General features: G+C 42.8%; 15 protein-coding genes and 2 CRISPR repeat arrays (1 of these 17 only partly in view). Of the genes, 8 read left to right on the forward strand and 7 right to left on the reverse strand.

From position 1 onward, the window contains the following. Positions 1–30 precede the first annotated feature (30 nt). Positions 31–279, reverse strand: a complete 249-nt coding sequence (locus tag QUB25_RS24785) for a hypothetical protein (RefSeq protein ID WP_333187195.1) — start codon at positions 277–279, stop codon at positions 31–33. Positions 280–379: 100 nt separating this feature from the next. Here QUB25_RS24785 and QUB25_RS24790 point away from each other — a divergent pair, with 100 nt between their 5' ends. Then, positions 380–1207 carry a GNAT family N-acetyltransferase gene (locus QUB25_RS24790; RefSeq protein ID WP_333187198.1) on the forward strand — a complete coding sequence of 276 codons (828 nt, stop codon included), beginning with the start codon at positions 380–382 and terminating at the stop codon, positions 1205–1207. A 53-nt stretch (positions 1208–1260) separates the two neighbouring features. Beyond that, entirely contained in the window at positions 1261–1467 is a 207-nt protein-coding gene (locus tag QUB25_RS24795) for a hypothetical protein (RefSeq protein ID WP_333187200.1), read from the forward strand. Between the two features lie 288 nt (positions 1468–1755). Here QUB25_RS24795 and QUB25_RS24800 read toward each other — a convergent pair whose 3' ends face one another. From QUB25_RS24800 to QUB25_RS24820, 6 genes are all read right to left on the reverse strand, one after another. Further along, the gene (locus tag QUB25_RS24800; protein ID WP_333187203.1) at positions 1756–3294 is read right to left on the reverse strand and encodes a leucine-rich repeat domain-containing protein; all 1539 of its coding nucleotides are present in this window, start codon (positions 3292–3294) and stop codon (positions 1756–1758) included. A 173-nt stretch (positions 3295–3467) separates the two neighbouring features. After that, positions 3468–3593: an excalibur calcium-binding domain-containing protein gene (locus QUB25_RS29900; protein WP_445251984.1), complete on the reverse strand. Its 126-nt coding sequence runs from the start codon at positions 3591–3593 to the stop codon at positions 3468–3470. Positions 3594–3664: 71 nt separating this feature from the next. Further along, on the reverse strand, positions 3665–4015 hold the full coding sequence (locus QUB25_RS24805; RefSeq protein WP_333187205.1) for a hypothetical protein: 351 nt from the start codon (positions 4013–4015) through the stop codon (positions 3665–3667). Positions 4016–4152: 137 nt separating this feature from the next. Further along, entirely contained in the window at positions 4153–4497 is a 345-nt protein-coding gene (locus tag QUB25_RS24810; protein ID WP_333187207.1) for a hypothetical protein, read from the reverse strand. Between the two features lie 211 nt (positions 4498–4708). Next, a complete protein-coding gene (locus tag QUB25_RS24815) occupies positions 4709–4960 on the reverse strand; it encodes a hypothetical protein (RefSeq protein WP_333187209.1) in 252 nt (83 codons plus the stop codon). Between the two features lie 187 nt (positions 4961–5147). After that, positions 5148–7260: direct repeats of the CRISPR family, unit length 36 nt; unit sequence GTTTCCATTCAATTTGTTTCCCCAGCGAGTGGGGAG. Between the two features lie 522 nt (positions 7261–7782). Continuing rightward, a complete protein-coding gene (locus tag QUB25_RS24820) occupies positions 7783–8961 on the reverse strand; it encodes a WYL domain-containing protein (RefSeq protein ID WP_333187211.1) in 1179 nt (392 codons plus the stop codon). 241 nt (positions 8962–9202) lie between these two features. On the opposite strand from QUB25_RS24820, the gene QUB25_RS24825 reads away from it, so the two are divergent. From QUB25_RS24825 to QUB25_RS24850, 6 genes are read left to right on the forward strand one after another with little or no spacing between them, the layout of a single operon-like run. After that, positions 9203–10936, forward strand: a complete 1734-nt coding sequence (locus QUB25_RS24825) for a Cas10/Cmr2 second palm domain-containing protein (RefSeq protein ID WP_333187215.1) — start codon at positions 9203–9205, stop codon at positions 10934–10936. Further along, positions 10912–12006: a type III-B CRISPR module-associated Cmr3 family protein gene (locus tag QUB25_RS24830; RefSeq protein ID WP_333187217.1), complete on the forward strand. Its 1095-nt coding sequence runs from the start codon at positions 10912–10914 to the stop codon at positions 12004–12006. Before QUB25_RS24825 ends, QUB25_RS24830 begins: the two co-directional genes overlap by 25 nt. Beyond that, the gene (locus QUB25_RS24835; protein WP_333187220.1) at positions 12006–13094 is read left to right on the forward strand and encodes an RAMP superfamily CRISPR-associated protein; all 1089 of its coding nucleotides are present in this window, start codon (positions 12006–12008) and stop codon (positions 13092–13094) included. The genes QUB25_RS24830 and QUB25_RS24835 overlap by 1 nt, the downstream gene beginning before the upstream one ends. Next, the gene (locus tag QUB25_RS24840) at positions 13091–13564 is read left to right on the forward strand and encodes a hypothetical protein (RefSeq protein WP_333187223.1); all 474 of its coding nucleotides are present in this window, start codon (positions 13091–13093) and stop codon (positions 13562–13564) included. The genes QUB25_RS24835 and QUB25_RS24840 overlap by 4 nt, the downstream gene beginning before the upstream one ends. A 16-nt stretch (positions 13565–13580) precedes the next feature. Beyond that, positions 13581–15290: a hypothetical protein gene (locus QUB25_RS24845; protein ID WP_333187225.1), complete on the forward strand. Its 1710-nt coding sequence runs from the start codon at positions 13581–13583 to the stop codon at positions 15288–15290. Between the two features lie 11 nt (positions 15291–15301). Continuing rightward, entirely contained in the window at positions 15302–16810 is a 1509-nt protein-coding gene (locus QUB25_RS24850; RefSeq protein ID WP_333187228.1) for a hypothetical protein, read from the forward strand. 409 nt (positions 16811–17219) lie between these two features. Beyond that, a CRISPR array of direct repeats spans positions 17220–18156; the repeat unit is 36 nt; unit sequence CTCCCTACTTGTTGGGGAAACTAATTGAATGGAAAC (it continues 1672 nt past the right edge of the window).

Consider the following 18156-nt stretch of genomic DNA (forward strand, 5'->3'; position numbering starts at 1 on the left):
CTGGGTGCGGTGAAAGTCGCACGCCCAGATCTAACTGAGAGGGGCGGGGAATAATATCCCCCCTCGACTCAACCAGTTAGGGCGATCGAGCTTCGCCAATTTCCTCAAGTCGGTAGCTGGCTCGGCGCAACAAATGGCTGAAATGCCTGCGGTTTTCGGTTGGTCAGTAACGAGCAATTCTTCTGCTAGATTGGTTCTACGTTTTGGGCGATCGAACGGCTGCAACGGCTCGCACAATTGCACCGCAGCCACGGCTCGCACGTCTGGAACTGTCGTCACGGCTCGGATCGCACTTCCATTCGTAGGGTGAAGGCTAATGGCATTTTCACACCTCTGGCCCAGTTCCGTATATAAAATTGACAGAAAGGAGAGGGTGCAGATGATAGAGGAAGAATTTAGAATACACGACCAAATCCAGTTAGTTTTGGCAGGAACCATTGGCAAGAATATTTATTTTCCCCTCCAATTCGTTCCAGAGATGAAAGTTGAACAAACAGAAAGTTACGTTCTCATTAATTCGGGCTACAAGACAGATACTTTTAATCTCGTTATCAGTAAAAAATTCGATAGCGAAGACGGAAAGCGTACTATTGCCAAGGTGTGCGAAGAGTTTAATTCAGCTCGTTTACCAGCAGCTTGGTGGACTTGTGAAGAATTTCGGGATGCTTATGTCTTTTCCACCTTAGAAGAGTATGGATTTATCGAAGATGAAGTGGATATGGGTATGGTTGCAAATCTTGATGATTTACCACAAGACGTTCAGTATCCTCTTAATCTCAAGTTCCGAATGGCAACCTCTTTCAAAGAAATCAATGAGTTTGGAAAGATTATCGCTTCACTTTTCGAGCCACCAGATGACTTCGTTATGCCATTTTATCGGCGGGTGGGCGAGTTGGATAATTTGGAGAATCGTCCTTTGAGATTGTTTCTGGGGTATGTCGATAATAAGCCTGTTTGTACGAGTTCAATCTTTTTGCTTGGTCAGACAGCAAGCCTCTTTGATATCAGTACGCTGCAAGAATTTAGAAATCAGGGTTACGGCTCGGCAATCACACATTATACGCTCAGTTATGCCAAGAAACTAGGAGCGCCTTTTGCCACCCTTCAGGCAGCGCCGGATGGGGTAAATATTTACCAGCGAATGGGCTTTAAGGAAGCTTGCACTTTCCGAATCCACTCAAACAAAAGAAGGATTCGGGGATATTAAGGAAGTAGTCCTCAACATCTTTTTGCACGAGGCAGACAAGAGTCTCAGGTATCATGCAAGTATGGTCTGCCGATGAATTCAACCATTACGATATTGTTTTCTCTCATAGTGAAAGAACTCCTGAGTTATTTTTCCAGTTCAAGGTTTCCCTGTATTGCGGTGCCGATCGCCCGGTGAGTCTAGAGCATTATTTTGCAGCAGTGCACACAAGAGAAAGGGTAAATATGGTTTGTGGCACTTTGCCTGCTGCTAGCAGTTAAAAGCAATAGTCAAAATCCGATTCTAAGTCAAAAAAGGCGATCGCCCCAGGGTGCAGGGTGAGGTACTTGAGTTTGCAGGGGGAGGTTAGGCGGGAAAACGCTTATGTCCTGATGGCTATAAGGGTTTCAAATTCTAGATGAAGAAATTGATTTTCCTGAGCTATTTGCAATGATCGCAGATTCTCTCACCCTTGAGACACCTTAGAGAGTCTGCACTTAACCTACCTTCATACCAATATATTTTGGGAGATTTCCCAACTTAGTTATCTAAATTAGGGCAAATCGTGCCTACTCTTTTTCCCACGCTTCGTTGAACCCTTCTAGACTTTCCATCAAGTAAGCATGAAGGTACTCACCCTTTCGCCAATTAAACTGAGCCTTAAGTGACTCTGGGGGAATAATTGTCTGGCTAAATAAATCTTGTGTACTCAATGATACAAGCTTAATCGGCTCTAGGATGTGAGTAATTAGATTGTTATCGAAGTCAGCCTCGATCAGATTGGACAGTTGGCTGAGTGCCTTTGGAATTTCAGTTATCTGATTGTTATTGAGGTAAAGCTTTCTCAGATTGGACAGTTGCCCTATTGCCTCTGGGATTTTGGTTATCTGATTTTCACTCAGGTCAAGCCATCTCAGATTCGACAATTGCCCTATTGCCTCTGGGATTTTAGTTATCTGATTCTCATTGAGGTAAAGCTGTGTCAGATTCGATAGTTGTCCGAGCTCCTCTGGGATGGAGCCAATCTCATTCTTACTGAGGTCAAGCGATCTCACCTTGGACAGTTGCCTGAGTTCCGCTGGAATGGACGTAATCTGATTGTTACGGAAGTAAAGATTTGTCAGATTCAACAGTTGCCCGATGGTTTCTGGGATAGAGGTAATCTGATTGTTGCGGAGGTCAAGCACTGTCAGATTGGATAGGTGTCCGAGCTCCTCTGGGATGGAGGTAATCTGATTGTCACGGAGGTCAAGCACTGTCAGATTGGACAGTTGCCCTATAGTCTCTGGGATAGAGGTAATTTGATTGCTGTCGAGGTAAAGGAGTGTCAGATTGGACAATTGCCCTATCTTCTGGGAGATGGAGGTAATCTGATTTTTATAGAGGTAAAGCCCTGTCAGATTCGTCAGTTGCCCGATCGCCTCTGGGATGGAGGTAATCTGGTTGTGACCGAGGCAAAGCCGTGTCAGATTGGACAGTTGCCCTATAGTCTCTGGGATGGAGGTAATCTTATTGCTACTGAGGTAAAGCTTTGTTAGATTGGATAGTTGCCCAACAGCCTCTGAGATTTTTATTATCTGATTCCAACTAAGGTCAAGCCCTCTCAGATTGACCAAGTGCCTGAGTGCCTCTGGGATTTCGGTAATCTGATTAATATTGAGGTCAAGCAGTGTCAGATGTGACAGTTGCCCGATGGTTTCTGGGATGAAGGTAATCTGATTGTTATTGAGGTAAAGCTTTGTCAGATTGGATAGTTCGCCGATTGTCTCTGGAATTTTGGTTATCTTATTGTTACCAAGGTGAAGCTTGGTCAAATTGGACAGTTGCCCTATTGCTTCTGGAATTTTGGTTATCTTATTGTTACCAAGGTGAAGCTTGGTCAAATTGGACAGTTGCCCGATCTCTTCTGGGATTTCAGTTATCTCATGGTCACTGAGCTTAAGAACTTTTAAGTTGGTTAATTTAAGAACAGCATCAGGAAACTTAGTTATCCGATATGTCCTTGTTCCAAACTTGTCTGCCTGGTGGTATCCCGACAAATTCAGTTCCGTCAAATTATTCTGGGCTACCATGTCAATTCGTCGCATTGTTTCCTTGCATTGCGTCATATCTTTTGTCTCTCGGTAGAATTCTTTTTATTGTGACAATAATTTTTGTTTGATGGGAAAAGCCAGCAAAAATTAGGAGACGGCAGTATCCTGAGCGAGTCGTACCAGGTTCAAGCCCTAGACTGGGAAAATTGAGTTTCCCGCCTATCCGTTTATAGAAATGGTGGCTTCCTTTATCTCTCGCAACCTATGCCGTCCTTATCTCTATCAAACCCATGTGGATCTGGCTGTAGTACGCGAAAGCGACGATGAGAAATGTCGCCACAATTCAAATCCGGTGGTGCAGGCGTGATGCACACGTCGGGATAACTTGGGTCGCAATTATTTCTGGGAATTAAATTCAACAATTTTGGTTAGTACCCCGCAACTGTTATAGGGGTGCTAGATAAAATGGTTCCGGGCACACTTTCATTGCTTTTTTGAGTAACCAGCCAGGGTTTACAAAATAAGAGGGATTTTGGGGGGCAGGTCGCAAAATTGAATAAAATGAAGGGTATTCTTCTGCACTCATAAGATCGTATTTTTTGCCATCAGGAGAAATAAAGAAAATAGACCGATTTTCCACGGGTGTCACAATACAAACCAGGGTGCCACTAGGTACAATAAAAGGCCAGTCCTTACCTAATTCTTTTTCTGAAATAAACCGCTCCCTCTTTTCCGTCGTGCAACCTGTCGTTAGCAGCAATAGTCCACACACTACCGCATATTTTTTCCAGTTCATTTGATTTGTCTCCCAGATCCTCTTACTTTTCTTAAGTCTGCGATAAACTAACAAAGTTTTTATTCTTCACCTTTTGCTCTATACAGTCTGCTTTAAACGCCAAGCTGTAAGACTCGAATGCTTATTTTTTGATGCAATTATTGAAAACACAATTTAAAACCTTCCTCAGATAATACCCTGTGGTCAACAAATTTATAATGTGGGTTTTGGGAGGCAGGTTTCAAAATTGAATAAATCGGGAGATATTTTCCCTTTGTTTCGCTCTTGCCTTCAAGGGTATATTCTTTGCCATCAGGAGAAATAAAGATAATGAAATGCACATCTTGCCAATAAGGGAGAACACAAGCCAAGGTGCCACTGGGTACGGTAAGTGGCCAATCCTTACCAAATTCTTTTTCTGAAACGGGTCGCTCGTTCCTTTGTGGTAGGCAACCTGTTGCTAACAGTAACAAACCTATCGCCACACATTTTTTAAAATCCATACGATTTGCTCCCAGTTCCTCTTACTTTTCTTAAGTCTGGCACGAGGTAGTTTGGATGAGTTAGGCAGGGACGCTAGTAAGGATTGAAATTGCTGCTCGATCGGCTCAATATTAGACTGGCAAAGCTAGGTCAGAGACAGAAGACGAGGCAACACTCGACAACCCGCTTAAATTCTGCAAATTGCACCTCGCCGACAACTGCGTAAGAAATTTATGTTAGTGGCTGTATCCCTTCTAGCCATAGGAAATATACGCGACCGGATTCATCGTCTGCCACAATTGTGACTCCATCCGATGCAACGATGCAGCAAAATAAGGCTGAAACTAGCGATCGCCTCCCCACTTCTAAATCCCCGACTTTTAGGGTGTTGTAGTAACGCTGCGGAAATAGCCCTTTTCTCGTCGCCGATAATTGCGATCGCACCGATCCACCGTAGCGCAGTCTAAAAAGGTGTACGTCCAAGCTGACCCCGACTCCGCCACCTCATCTACTTCTACGATCTGTCGCACTCCTGGGGAGTTGTCAACGCCAACCTTTCAGATTTTCCTGGTCGAGTTGCACCTATCACAAACTCTCTAGCCTCATTGTTTAATTGCCGTCAACGAGTGAAGACAGAAAAACCCGGACTGCCACCATAGGCTATGCGGGTTTTTCCATTCAATTAGTTTCCCCAGCGAGTGGGAGGCAATCTCAAACTCGCGTCAATCACGCCGATCAGGTTGATATGTTTCCATTCAATTAGTTTCCCCAGTGAGTGGGGAGGGCCTCAAAGCAACCGCCACCACCCGCACCCGTCGCGACTACCAGTTTCCATTCAATTTGTTTCCCCAGCGAGTGGGGAGCGCTACGTGTGTCTCTTTTTGACCACGTATTCTTTTAAATGTTTCCATTCAATTTGTTTCCCCAGCGAGTGGGGAGTCTACAAGAGTCTCTGGAAATAGTTCAAAACGTTTCCATTCAATTTGTTTCCCCAGCGAGTGGGGAGTTTATATTACGTTTCAAAGGCTTTACGGTACCTCGTTTCCATTCAATTTGTTTCCCCAGCGAGTGGGGAGACAAAAAAAAGTTGAGATTGTTACTGAGCGGCTTTCTGTTTCCATTCAATTTGTTTCCCCAGCGAGTGGGGAGTACAAAGGAAGAAATGGACGGACTGCGTAGTTATTGTTTCCATTCAATTTGTTTCCCCAGCGAGTGGGGAGTAAAGAAACCGCAAAAACATATATCGACACCGTTTTGTTTCCATTCAATTTGTTTCCCCAGCGAGTGGGGAGTTTCCCATCTTTGGGATAAAGTATCCGGGATTTTTGAGGGGTTTCCATTCAATTTGTTTCCCCAGCGAGTGGGGAGCGTCTGTTGCAGCCTGCTGCCCCAGGAACAGAGCCAGTTGGAACGTTTCCATTCAATTAGTTTCCCCAGCGAGTGGGGAGTTGCTACGATATTTGTAGCAAATGGACAGCCACCTTATACAGTTTCCATTCAATTAGTTTCCCCAGCGAGTGGGGAGGAGCTTGATATTAGGTATGCCAGTGGCAAGTGGAATATTTAGTTTCCATTCAATTAGTTTCCCCAGCGAGTGGGGAGTCCAAGAATTGTTATTTGGCAAACCTGCTTATACTTCGTTTCCATTCAATTAGTTTCCCCAGCGAGTGGGGAGAAGAGATGTTGCTGTGAAAAAACTCATCCTTAAAGTTTCCATTCAATTAGTTTCCCCAGCGAGTGGGGAGGTAACATATGATTCTGTCATTTTTGGCGATGATGTAGTTTCCATTCAATTAGTTTCCCCAGCGAGTGGGGAGAGTAAATATCCCGGAGTTTGATCATGGATAAGTCAGTTTCCATTCAATTAGTTTCCCCAGCGAGTGGGGAGCTTTTTTAATGACTTCCAGTTCCGTCTTGCGTCAAAAAGAGTTTCCATTCAATTAGTTTCCCCAGCGAGTGGGGAGCGCTATTTCTCGTCTTAGGTATGACATTTATAATGTTTCCATTCAATTAGTTTCCCCAGCGAGTGGGGAGGTGAAAGAAAATTTTTATTCAGGCTTTAAAATCCTGGAGTTTCCATTCAATTAGTTTCCCCAGCGAGTGGGGAGTTTTTGTACACTGGAGTATCTACCGCAGATAAACACTTTGGTTTCCATTCAATTTGTTTCCCCAGCGAGTGGGGAGGAGGTAGTATATCACTTTCTTATGAACCCCAGAATGTTTCCATTCAATTTGTTTCCCCAGCGAGTGGGGAGTCTACAAACTCTTAGTGAGTGTATTACAGCTGTATTAGAAAGTTTCCATTCAATTTGTTTCCCCAGCGAGTGGGGAGTGTAAATAGAATGAGTTCTGACGTTGTAGATGGAGTTGTAGTTTCCATTCAATTTGTTTCCCCAGCGAGTGGGGAGATTTTATCATGGGGATGGAGAACCTTGTACAACACGTTTCCATTCAATTTGTTTCCCCAGCGAGTGGGGAGTAATTATGCAGTCTCTAAGAGTCGAAAGTTACCGAACCGAAAACGTTTCCATTCAATTTGTTTCCCCAGCGAGTGGGGAGATTTTATTTATCCAATTATCTCTACCCCCAGCATTAATATGTTTCCATTCAATTTGTTTCCCCAGCGAGTGGGGAGTTTTTTCACTCTACATAGTCTTTGACTGGAACAGGGCGAGTTTCCATTCAATTTGTTTCCCCAGCGAGTGGGGAGTTCAATTCGTGCAAACATCCCTTAAACTCACGTTTTTGTTTCCATTCAATTTGTTTCCCCAGCGAGTGGGGAGAGTTCGCCACAGAGGCTATACCCAGAGCGGGATTCAGCCATCAAATCGACGCACCGCTAAAATATAGCACAGCTAAACGAGAAAAAGCATCGAACTCTCAGCCTCAAACTCAATCCCTGCAAAGCATCGACGCACCTCAACCAAACTGTAAGGGTTACAGGAACCAAGCGAGGTGCGTCGATATTGGCTAGATTAGTCTCCTAAAGTCAATAGTGTTTTTCGGTTTAAGACTTGAGCTGGTATATGAAGGCATCCTGAAATGACATCCTATGTCGGCTCTAGGTCTAATTGACTGGTGCGATCGTCTAGTCGCAACAAGAAACTGATATCGGCTAGCCTAACTTTTTCAGCCAACCGTAACTAATTGCTGGAATATAAATGTGTCGTTACTAAGACTGGTGCGCTATCAGTTTTGCTGATTTCATCGGTGTATTGTCTGCCAACTTCCCCTGTTTGTTGACGTGAGAGTGTTACCTACAAGGGATTATACAATTCTTAGCAATGATTGTTGTTTAAGTCACGTTAGCTGTACCGATCGGCTAAATCTCTCGCCGCTTGTCGGTGTTTTTCTACCAAACTCGGCGGGGAAAGCACTTGTACGTTTTCCATATGTTTGTTCACCCAAAGGCTGAATTCGTTTAAAGAGCGATCGGGCAAATCGATCTGATAATCCACATAAAGCACTTTGCCAAAACTATCCCTCGGCCCTTCCTTAATCTTTTTTTGTCGCGGATGCCGCCGATCGCCCTCTAAAATAAATCCAACTACCTTCTCAAAAAACCGCACCTTCACTTTTTCCAACTTCAGCGTACCCTGTAATTCAGCCTGCTGTTGTTCTGGCTTGCCCAAGAACAGCCCCCAACCATTTTTTAACAATTTGTGAGCTCTTTTCAGACTTTGTTGCTGTGAGGCTAAACCACGCGCTTCTACATCGAGAATCTTGCAGTGGTCGGTAAAGCGATTCACCCGTTCTACAGTCAAGTGTCCGTTTTCGTAATTTTCGCAAATCAGGTACCAGGCGATGTCGTGATAAATCAGTTGCAGAGGCCAGATTCGCCGGAAACCGAGATGGCTTTTACCGTAATAATTGCTTTGGCGGTAAAGTTCGATCGCCTGACCCCGCACGATGGCTGTTTCTACGATGTCTAGTTTGTGGAATAGGGTATTCCGATATTCTTGGCGATCGAGCATTTCTACAGGGTCGGTGTAAATAATCGCACGGTTTAGTTGTTCGCGAACGGGATAGAACAATTGACCTTTGAGCTCGATATCTAATCCGCGCAACCGTTTAGTGAGTTTTTCACAAATTTGGCGGGCTTGAGGATTTCCTTGATATTTGGCTTGAGATGCTATCGCTTGAAATGCGAATAGTAGTTCGTCTAGATTCATTGCACCGGTGCCGAGATAATAGCCGAAGCGATACATTCGTTTGTCAAGGATTCCGTAGTGGCGCAAAGTTTCTAAATCTTTGCGAATGGTAGGAGTTGCAGGATAGTTTTCTGGAAACTCGATGCTGCTGGACTCGGCAACTTTCTGTAATTGAGATTGAACTTCTAGCAAAGCGTCGTGATATTTAGTGTCGGAGGCTTCTGTGTCGGAGTGTCCGATGCCCGGATGCTTTACCAATGTGGCGATGAGGAGCATGATGCGATCGAACGTTAGTTTGTCGGCATAAGGGTGAGGAGTTGGTTTTTTTGCCATGATGGGGGTAAGGCGTGTAGAAGTCAAGTAAAAGACAATATTGACACAAAAGTATAGAAAAACCTTAAAGCGTTTATTTAAATAACTGTAGATTTTCCAAGAGATTTGATAAATATTGTAAATTGCGAGACTCGAAGCTGGCTCGGCTGATATATTGAGTTGAGTAGAACTTAAGCAATTAGCGACTGGGGACACTACCAGCAGCATTCAGATGGGCATTGCCCGCCTTAAAATTGAATTTATGTCTGCATACACTGCGATCACGTTTGCCCCGGTTCAAGGCTTTATCGAGAAATCCCGTAAACTCCGAGATTTGTATGGAGCCTCACTGATTTTATCTTTTTTGAGTTCTAAGCTCGTACAGAAAGCAGATCCTTTAGGACTTAAGGTGATTTCTCCTGGATTGCCTAATGTACCAGAAGGAATGCCAAACCGAATTCTAGTTAAAGGGAAATTTGAGCGCAACGATGTCCAAAACACTCTCTTAAAAGAATGGCAAGAAATCTTAAAGGTTTGCCGCGAGTGGATAGAAGATAATCTTGACATCCCAAAAGACCAATATTACTGGTCACAAACCGAAGATAAAAAAGGCAGACAAAAAGGAGAGTGGGAACGATGGGGAAGCTATACCTGGGAAATTTTTTGGGGATACGGTGAATCTGAAAAAGAAGCCATCAAAAAGGCAATGGATGACTTGGAGACTCGCAAGCTAAAACGAGATTGGACAGCTATCAACTGGATTGGTGATAGTTCAAGTTTGACGGGGACGGATGCGATCGCATGGCATCAACTAGGTAAAGAGTCAGACGAACCAGGACGATTGCTTACAAAACAGGAACAGGAGTCACAAGAACTTTTTTATCGCCGATTGTCTTGGCTGCTGGACGACCCAGATTACAGGGTTGGGAAACCAAATCTATCGCTGGAAAAGTTGAGAGACTATGAAAAATCTAAGCCTGATGGTATTGGGAAATATATTGCTGTCAACGAACGTCTGAGTATTCCCGAATTGGTCAAGCGTTTAGTCACCTACGACAAAATCGCTGATGTTATCGGGATGGAGAAACTCAAAAAACAACCAGATGACCCAGAGTTCAAAGATATTCACCGTGAAGCCGGGTATTGGACAGGCTGGTTTATGGGCGATGGCGACAAGGTTGGAGATAAACTTAAAGAACTTGCCACGCGCCCTGAAAGTGATGAAAATAAGCAAGAACATGACCTCAACCACTTCACTGAGTTAATGAGGAAGTGGGGGAAAGATTTTCAGGATAACAAATTTCTATTTTCTGAAGGTAAGGGGCGTGTCATTTATGCTGGTGGCGATGACTTTCTCGGAGTGCTTTACAGTGAGAAAACTGATACACAAGAAAAGCCTGAGAAAGTGAAACCGATAGAGGTCTTAAATTGGTTGTTAACGCTAGAAGACCACTGGAAAGAGCATCAAATCAAAATAAATCAGGAATTTAATCTGGCTCAGGGTTTCACCTATAGTGTAGGTTTTGTTTGGGCGGGGCATCAGGTTCCACAGCGAGATATTTTACAGCACTGTCGGGAGGCGGAAAAACGGGCAAAAAGTTTAGGGCGCGATCGGCTTACGATGCGAGTAGTTTTTAATAGCGGTCAATTTGTGGAGTGGACTTGTCGTTGGGATTATTTGGATATTCTGACGAAGTATTGCGATCGCGATGGTAATAGAGGAAATCAAGCCAACTGGAATCACATCTACAACGATTGGGCAGAACTGAAATCGCGTCATGCAATTCGGCTCATTGAAACCGAAAAACTGAAAGTTAATGACTATCTCGCCATTGAATTTCTCGATTACTACTTTGACAACGCAGGTAGCAAAATTCGGAAAAATTCACAGGATAAGCGTTGGGAGTACATTGCAGGAAATAACAAACCTCTTGCAGTGGTGCAATGGATTGATGACCTAATTCAAGTGGGATGGCAGCTATGTTCCAACACCTAATTACTGTTTCACCTTTGGGATTTATGTATGGCAGTGCCGGAGCGTTTTTATCACCGGAGAACTTAGTCGGGCGCTCCGGGTCGAAATTTCCTCCTGATGCTGCAACTTTATCAGGATTGTTTTTCAGCACAAATCATACAACAAAACAAAGTATCACGCATCATACTGAATTGGCTCAAAAGTTATATGTTGCAGGTCCATTCTGGGCTGAGAGTAATACGCCTGAAACCTTTTATGTCCCGATACCCAGACATCGAGTCATTTCAATTGAAAAACAAGAGGACGACGAATGGTTTCTGGACGACAAGCAATGCTGGCAACGGAATTCAGAGCCAAAGAAGAAAGATATTGAGCCAGACTGTTTTTGGCAAAGTATTGATTCCTGGAAGCGAAAAACTCGTCTGATCCGTACAAACAAAGAAGCCAAAAAAGTTCCTTGGGAATATGTTTCATTTCTTCATCCCAAAATGAAAGATGATGAGCGTCATGTAATGGAGCGAGACGGTTTGTTCCTAGAGAATGCTGTTCAAATGGACGAAGACTATTGTTTAGTCTATTTATCTACCCATGCACTACCTGATGGTTGGTATCGCTTTGGTGGAGAAGGACACATGGTGGAGATTGCTAGTCATCCTCTCACACCAGATAGCACGATCAATCAGTTGCTTCACCCAGACAACCAAATTAAACGTGCTTGTGCGCTGATTACTCCTGGGGTTTGGGGTTCTAATAAATTGTCCTACCGCTATCCTAAACATAATGAGTTTCCGAGGTGTGGACTGAAAATGCTGACAGATAAAGCAGTACCCTATCGCTATCGTATGGGAAACAGAAAAACGGAACGGGGACGGCAAGGAAAAGGCGGACAGTTAGGGAGAGGGCGATATGCAGTTCCAGTAGGTAGCGTGTATGTGTTCAAACAACCGCTTAAGAAAACCTGGTGGGAATTTCCAGGTGCTTGGTTTGAAGCAGGATTACTGAAAAAAGAAGGATTGCCACCTGAAGAATCTTTGCTCAAGAAAGTTGGTTGTGGTTTATGTTTACCAGTTGAAATTCAAGGAGTAGTGTAATGTATCAAAAAGGCTATGGCATTATTGACACTTTGGCTCCATTGCACGTAGGTGCTACAGCCGGAGAAGAAAGCGGTAATTTGAATCTGATTTTTCGCGATCAATTTACTAGGACAGGTATCATTCCTGGTAGCTCAATACGAGGTCGCTTTCGCTCAGAGATGCGTTTAAAGCGTCAAGTGTGGCTGGAAAAAGCACTATATAAAGAACTAAATAAATCCTTAGCCGAAAATAAGATAAAGATTCCTGACTCATCATTACGAGAAATTATTGAGGTTCTAGATGGGGATAAAGAGAACCGTTTATCTAGACTCAATTGGTTGGAAAAAAAAGCTAAAGAGTTAAATGTTGAACCTCCCAAAGAAATTGACGAAAATTTTTGGTATGGGACTTCAGCCGATTCGGAACTTTCAGATTCGACAACTGAAGCGATCGTCAAATTTGAGTATGCTTCTGTGTTATGGATACCTGTCTTTTGTCCAGGACAGCCGATTGTCTGGGTTAGCAGTCCTAAGCTCCTGAAACGCTATCAACGCATTGCTGGAGATTTCGTCAAGGTGAGCGATAAAGTCGAATTGAAGGATAAAAACGGTGAAAAAATTTTGAATAATGCCAAAGTACCGGATAAGTATATTGGTTCCTCAATCGTAAAGACTCTGAACATTGAGGGGAAGAAGAAGCTATTCTTCAATTTTGGCTTTCTGGAATTAACAAAAGGTCAAACCGACCTGTCTGCCTGGTTCCCGCGGGGTGAAGAATTACCAGCCGTGGTAGTTGCAGATGATGAGATTGGCATGATTCACGATATGGCACTTTATCGTCAGAGTCGAGTACGGTTGAAAGATGATGAGAAACGTGTTGATAAAGGGGGCTTTTTTAATACCGAAGCCTTACCTGAAGGCACAATTATGGTGTTTCCCGTTGCTATCCGCAATATCGTAACGAAATCTTGGCAACCATTTGATAATGGTACCGAGAGCAGTGGAATATATCTGGGCGGCTTGGAGTCGATCGGCTTTGGCAATTGTGAAATTACACTTAAGGGTATTACACCCAATAAAACTGAGCAGCAGGAGATGAAAGCATGAGTTTGAAACCGTATGAAATCGATCGCCTAGCCCACGATTTAGTTCTGAAGTTCCGGGATAAAAAAGATGTATTAGGTGAAAGCCACAAAATGCGGATGGCTACTGCCTATGGGCTGGAACGCTTTTGGGGAGAACATCTGCGCCTACAGCGAGAAAGCCGGGATAAAGCAGATTTCTGGAGAGAAACCTGGACAACCCTCTGCAAAATCATGAAGGACGCAGGCATCACCCTTCCTAACGATCGAGTTGATCCAAATAATACTGCTGCTATTAAAGCAATGACAGACAAACTCTGGGCTTTCGATCTTCCCAATGAGGAGGTTAATCCAGACCAAGATATTGAGCAATGTAATAAGCAACGGAAAATAGCACTGTCAGTGCTTACAGAACTTTGCGACAGTTTAGTTTGGTGGACGCAGCGTTACAAGAAGCCTAGGAACGAAATAGGAGGTTCAACAGATGCCAGATAGTGATTACATTCCACTGATGTTTCAAGCTCAAGTAGCTGGGCGATCGCAAATTCAGAAACTAGAAAATCTCAAAAAAACGAGGCAACCACAACAACAAGCCTATGATTGGGTAGATCAATGGGAGAAAGCTTGTGATGCTAATGATGTACCGACTTTTGGCAAATATACTCAGACAAGAGAATACACTTTCACTTGGCGAATGGTAACAAACAGCGGACAGGATGGGGGAATAATTCGTCCAGTTATTGGAGAAAGAGGATGGGCTTATTTCCCTGGTTCCAGTATGAAAGGATCTTTTCGCAGGGCTTGCACATCCCCAGGAGAAAAGTTGAGGTACTGTGGCAGTCCACATCAGGATGTTGAACTGCATCCGGGGATTCTCCGATTTCATGGTGGCTATCCTAAAAATGCTGAATGGTTGAATAGTTCCCTGGTAGATGTAGTTCATCCCCAAGAAGATTGGCAGGTTAAGGATCAATCAAGTCATAGTGCCTTAGTTCAAATTTCGCTTTACAAGCCAACATTTGTTTTTGGAATTTCCTGTACAAAAATTACCGAGAACGATCCAGAGTGGAACCGTATTTGGGAAATTTGGCAAATTGCAATAGAACGGGGAATTGGCTCTAGAGTCAGTGCTGGATATGGTCAAATTAAGATACACAAAACAAACAAATTGTTAGATATTGGTTTGCAAGGAGAGGGGTTAACTTCTAAACGAATTAACAATGTAGGAGAATTTCGTCCTAATGTCTTTAAAGCTGCTTTGCGCGGTCATACGCGCCGATTGTTTACTGGTATAACTGATGAGGAGACAGCGGAGCGATTGACAAAACAGTTTTGGGGTGGCTTTGAAGGCAAAAATGCAATTATTGGATTGCTCGGTATTGCGTTCAATTCGGAAGATTTATTTGAGGATATTTATGTCTATACAGATAATGTTAAGGACATAGAAATGCCTATTTATGAAACAGGAGATTCATCGCTTAATCTCTTAATTATGCAAGAGGTTTTAGAGCCGAGTCGCAAAAATTTACGTCTTTGGATAATGCAACTCGTCAAGTTTACGATGTTGTTAGGTGGATTTGGTAAGTCTTGGCGTAGAGTTGATCACCGATTATTTTCTCATTCTTCGGAATTTCCACGATATTTAACCGCTTTCCAAAGAAAAAATATTAACCCGATGATTGGCTGTCATTGGAAATTTACCGACTTATCTAAATCTTGGTATGTTCCTGTAGAAAGTTTGGAAGATGTGACAAAGTTTCTGGACGGTCTGTATGATAAAACGCAAAAACTTGTAGAGAAGAAAGCTTTAGACTTCTTGAAAAAAAGTAGTTACCCCATTAATCCACCTACTGATAATATTCGAGAAGCATGGCGAAAAGGAAATGTAGAAGTTTGGGGGCGTATTGCTAAACGTGCAAATGATTGCCATGCGCTCGCCTGGTTTCATCGAGCTTATCAAGGTGAACAATCGATAAAAGCGTCTGAACTCACGGGTTGGTCAAGCAATAAGGAGCGCCAGCCACAAACGCAAATCGGACGGATTTGGCATCGGATGTATCCCCGTTATCGAAAACGAGGTGAGGAATTTATTAAAACGGGAGAGTACGTTGAACTGCTGACAATATTCCCTAACCGCTCTGGCAACGAAGAAGAAGTCAAAAAAACTGAAGATTTTCTCAAGTTTCTTAAAGAGTCTAGCGACTTTATCCAACTTTGGTAAGAGGGGCAACCATGAATATTTGGATAGTTACAACCGGCAGTAGCGATGTACAATTACAAAGTGATGAGTCTTGGCATGATTGGTACGATCGATCGTCTGTTAAAAGAAATTGTGAGAACTTACCATTCAAGCCAACACAGATTCTTGAAGATAGCGACGAACCTTACCGGGTTGCACCTAGAGTCTTAGGCAAAGTTTATGAATCCCAGGGAGAGGAAGTTTGGCAATATTTGGAGTTTCCATTACTGCGTCAGTTCACCACTCAATTACAGAGTAAGAGAATTACTAAAATTTATCTTTTGGTAACGGATCAAACTGAGAAATTTAATGAAGAGCGAGAAGATCGTAGGTGTCCTTATTGGCAAGATACCTGTGAGTTACAGCCAATTTTTAAACGCTATTTTGAGGAGCAGGAGGAGTTTCATAATGTTGAACTGATTCCTATCTATCTATCTCCTGAGATAAACAAACCAGGTTTAGATGACTGGGATCATGTGCTAGAAATTGTCCGCACTGCATTTAGTGAAGAGATTAAACTTGAACCTGATACGGTCTATGTCAGCCATCAGGCAGGTACTCCTGCAATTTCTTCGGCTGTTCAGTTTATGAGTCTCGCCAGATTCGGAGAACGAGTTAAATTTTTGGTCAGTAATGAGTATGAAAAGAAGCCTCTCCCTCCGATTGAGAGTTCTCAATATCTCAAAGGAATTAAGTTTGAACAGGCTAAAGCCCTACTCAAAAACCATGACTATGCAGGAGTAAAATTATTAATCAATGATTACTTAAATTCTGAAACTAAGATTTTGCTCGACGTGGCGATTCAATGGAATTTTGCCAAATTTGATGAGTTTGTTAAAACGCTTTTGCAGCATCCCGATGGCAATCTTGTTAAAAAAATTAACGATCGCACTCTACAAAAAAACTGGTGGTGGACTGCTTATGAAGAGGGTTATTTAGCAGTAGTTCGACTTCAGCAAAAGAACACTGTTGAAGCTATGTTTCACAGTTTTCGTGCAGTAGAAGGTTTAATTCGAGAATGGGCGGTATGGAAATATAAAGCGCAGATTAGAAATTCTAATCCAAACCAACCAAGAACACTATATTTTCATAAGGAGAATATAAATATGTCACCAGAGTTAAATTACTGGTTTGAGCGCTTTTCCAATAAAACATACTCTAATGTTGGATTGTTCGGCGAACCACTTTTTGAATTACTTAAAGCATCTCATTCGCCAGGAAAGTGGCATAACAATTCTGACATAAAAACAGTTGCTAAAATAACAAAAGAAGAAAGAAATTCTACTTTTCATCAATTACTAGGCTTAGAAGAATTAGAGCTTTTTGCAGCTTGGAACACTAAAAATCCAAAAGACTGGGAAAAAAGGGTACTAAGCTGTTTAAATTTTATATCTGGTCAAAGTTTTGACTTATCGATAGAATGCCCATTAAAAGAAGCCAGTTTGATGTTCCAAGTACATAAGGAGTTAGAAAAAGTGATCGCCCCTAACAACCTCCCCTAACAATCTCTAAACTTAAATCACCTTACCGGGATTGACGCATCACAACCAAAGAACCGGGGGTCAGGGTTTCTACGACTAGAACGAGTATTCTCACAAAAACCCGATTTCTGACCACCTGTGCGTAACTCCGATTTATGCAATTCAAGTCATACTTTGGGACAGGTGGAGGTTTTGGGAGTGGGAGCGCCAGTGACAAAAGCACCGGGGTCAGTGATTATTTAGCTAATGCTGCGAGGCTGGCAGTAAATTCACTCAAACGACCTTTTTCCGTCCTGAGCCTCGCAGCATTACTGGGTAAGGGTTTCAGGGATTATTTTGAGCGAACACAGGTTTAAGTTTCACAAAAAATACCTGACCCTCGCAAATAGCCTCTAGACACCTTGCGCTGTCTTGGGTGTATCATAGAGGACTCCCTACTTGTTGGGGAAACTAATTGAATGGAAACTTGGTTTTCGGTAGCATAACAGAAAAATCGCAAATTTACGCTCTCCCTACTTGTTGGGGAAACTAATTGAATGGAAACTTCTCCGTTGATTTCTACTTTCGTGTTCCAGTATTCCCGAAAAGCTCCCTACTTGTTGGGGAAACTAATTGAATGGAAACGAAAGTTCTTCTTGCGAGAGCAGATTTGGAAGAAAATTGATATCGCCTCCCTACTTGTTGGGGAAACTAATTGAATGGAAACTAAAAAAGATAGAAGCTTACGTAAAAAACCCTCGTTCGCTCCCTACTTGTTGGGGAAACTAATTGAATGGAAACAGTACAAGGTCTAAGTAACGCTTGACAATTGCGGCTCCCTACTTGTTGGGGAAACTAATTGAATGGAAACGCTAAATAAGTACAGCCATTTTCATCTACCTTGACAGGGCTCCCTACTTGTTGGGGAAACTAATTGAATGGAAACACAAAATGTACTGGTAACTTGAAATCTTCGTCTTGTCTCCCTACTTGTTGGGGAAACTAATTGAATGGAAACTTTACAGTGACTTACGAATTTTGTAAGTACATCGTCTCCCTACTTGTTGGGGAAACTAATTGAATGGAAACGCTGGCGATAGAAGAACTTAGAAGAAACACTCACGCTCCCTACTTGTTGGGGAAACTAATTGAATGGAAACTTGTGATACAATAAGACGTTCAGTTACATGAGAATCAACTCCCTACTTGTTGGGGAAACTAATTGAATGGAAACCAAAGCTTCCAATTCCTGAACTTTCGATTTTTTATTCTTAGTCCTCCCTACTTGTTGGGGAAACTAATTGAATGGAAACTTAGCTGATGCGTCTAACACTTGCTCTCTCAGTTTTTGATTCTGGATTCTCCCTACTTGTTGGGGAAACTAATTG

Origin of the sequence: Microcoleus sp. B3-D7, assembly GCF_036705305.1 — a bacterium.
Taxonomy (GTDB): Bacteria; Cyanobacteriota; Cyanobacteriia; order Cyanobacteriales; family Microcoleaceae; genus Microcoleus.

What these genes read in the sequence shown, in the direction of transcription:
- QUB25_RS24790 (WP_333187198.1), top strand. Translation starts at nt 380, where the DNA reads ATGATAGAGGAAGAATTTAGAATACACGACCAAATCCAGTTAGTTTTG.
- QUB25_RS24795 (WP_333187200.1), top strand. Translation starts at nt 1,261, where the DNA reads ATGCAAGTATGGTCTGCCGATGAATTCAACCATTACGATATTGTTTTC.
- QUB25_RS24800 (WP_333187203.1), bottom strand. Translation starts at nt 3,294, where the DNA reads ATGACGCAATGCAAGGAAACAATGCGACGAATTGACATGGTAGCCCAG.
- QUB25_RS24805 (WP_333187205.1), bottom strand. Translation starts at nt 4,015, where the DNA reads ATGAACTGGAAAAAATATGCGGTAGTGTGTGGACTATTGCTGCTAACG.
- QUB25_RS24810 (WP_333187207.1), bottom strand. Translation starts at nt 4,497, where the DNA reads ATGGATTTTAAAAAATGTGTGGCGATAGGTTTGTTACTGTTAGCAACA.
- QUB25_RS24820 (WP_333187211.1), bottom strand. Translation starts at nt 8,961, where the DNA reads ATGGCAAAAAAACCAACTCCTCACCCTTATGCCGACAAACTAACGTTC.
- QUB25_RS24825 (WP_333187215.1), top strand. Translation starts at nt 9,203, where the DNA reads ATGTCTGCATACACTGCGATCACGTTTGCCCCGGTTCAAGGCTTTATC.
- QUB25_RS24830 (WP_333187217.1), top strand. Translation starts at nt 10,912, where the DNA reads ATGGCAGCTATGTTCCAACACCTAATTACTGTTTCACCTTTGGGATTT.
- QUB25_RS24835 (WP_333187220.1), top strand. Translation starts at nt 12,006, where the DNA reads ATGTATCAAAAAGGCTATGGCATTATTGACACTTTGGCTCCATTGCAC.
- QUB25_RS24840 (WP_333187223.1), top strand. Translation starts at nt 13,091, where the DNA reads ATGAGTTTGAAACCGTATGAAATCGATCGCCTAGCCCACGATTTAGTT.
- QUB25_RS24845 (WP_333187225.1), top strand. Translation starts at nt 13,581, where the DNA reads ATGTTTCAAGCTCAAGTAGCTGGGCGATCGCAAATTCAGAAACTAGAA.
- QUB25_RS24850 (WP_333187228.1), top strand. Translation starts at nt 15,302, where the DNA reads ATGAATATTTGGATAGTTACAACCGGCAGTAGCGATGTACAATTACAA.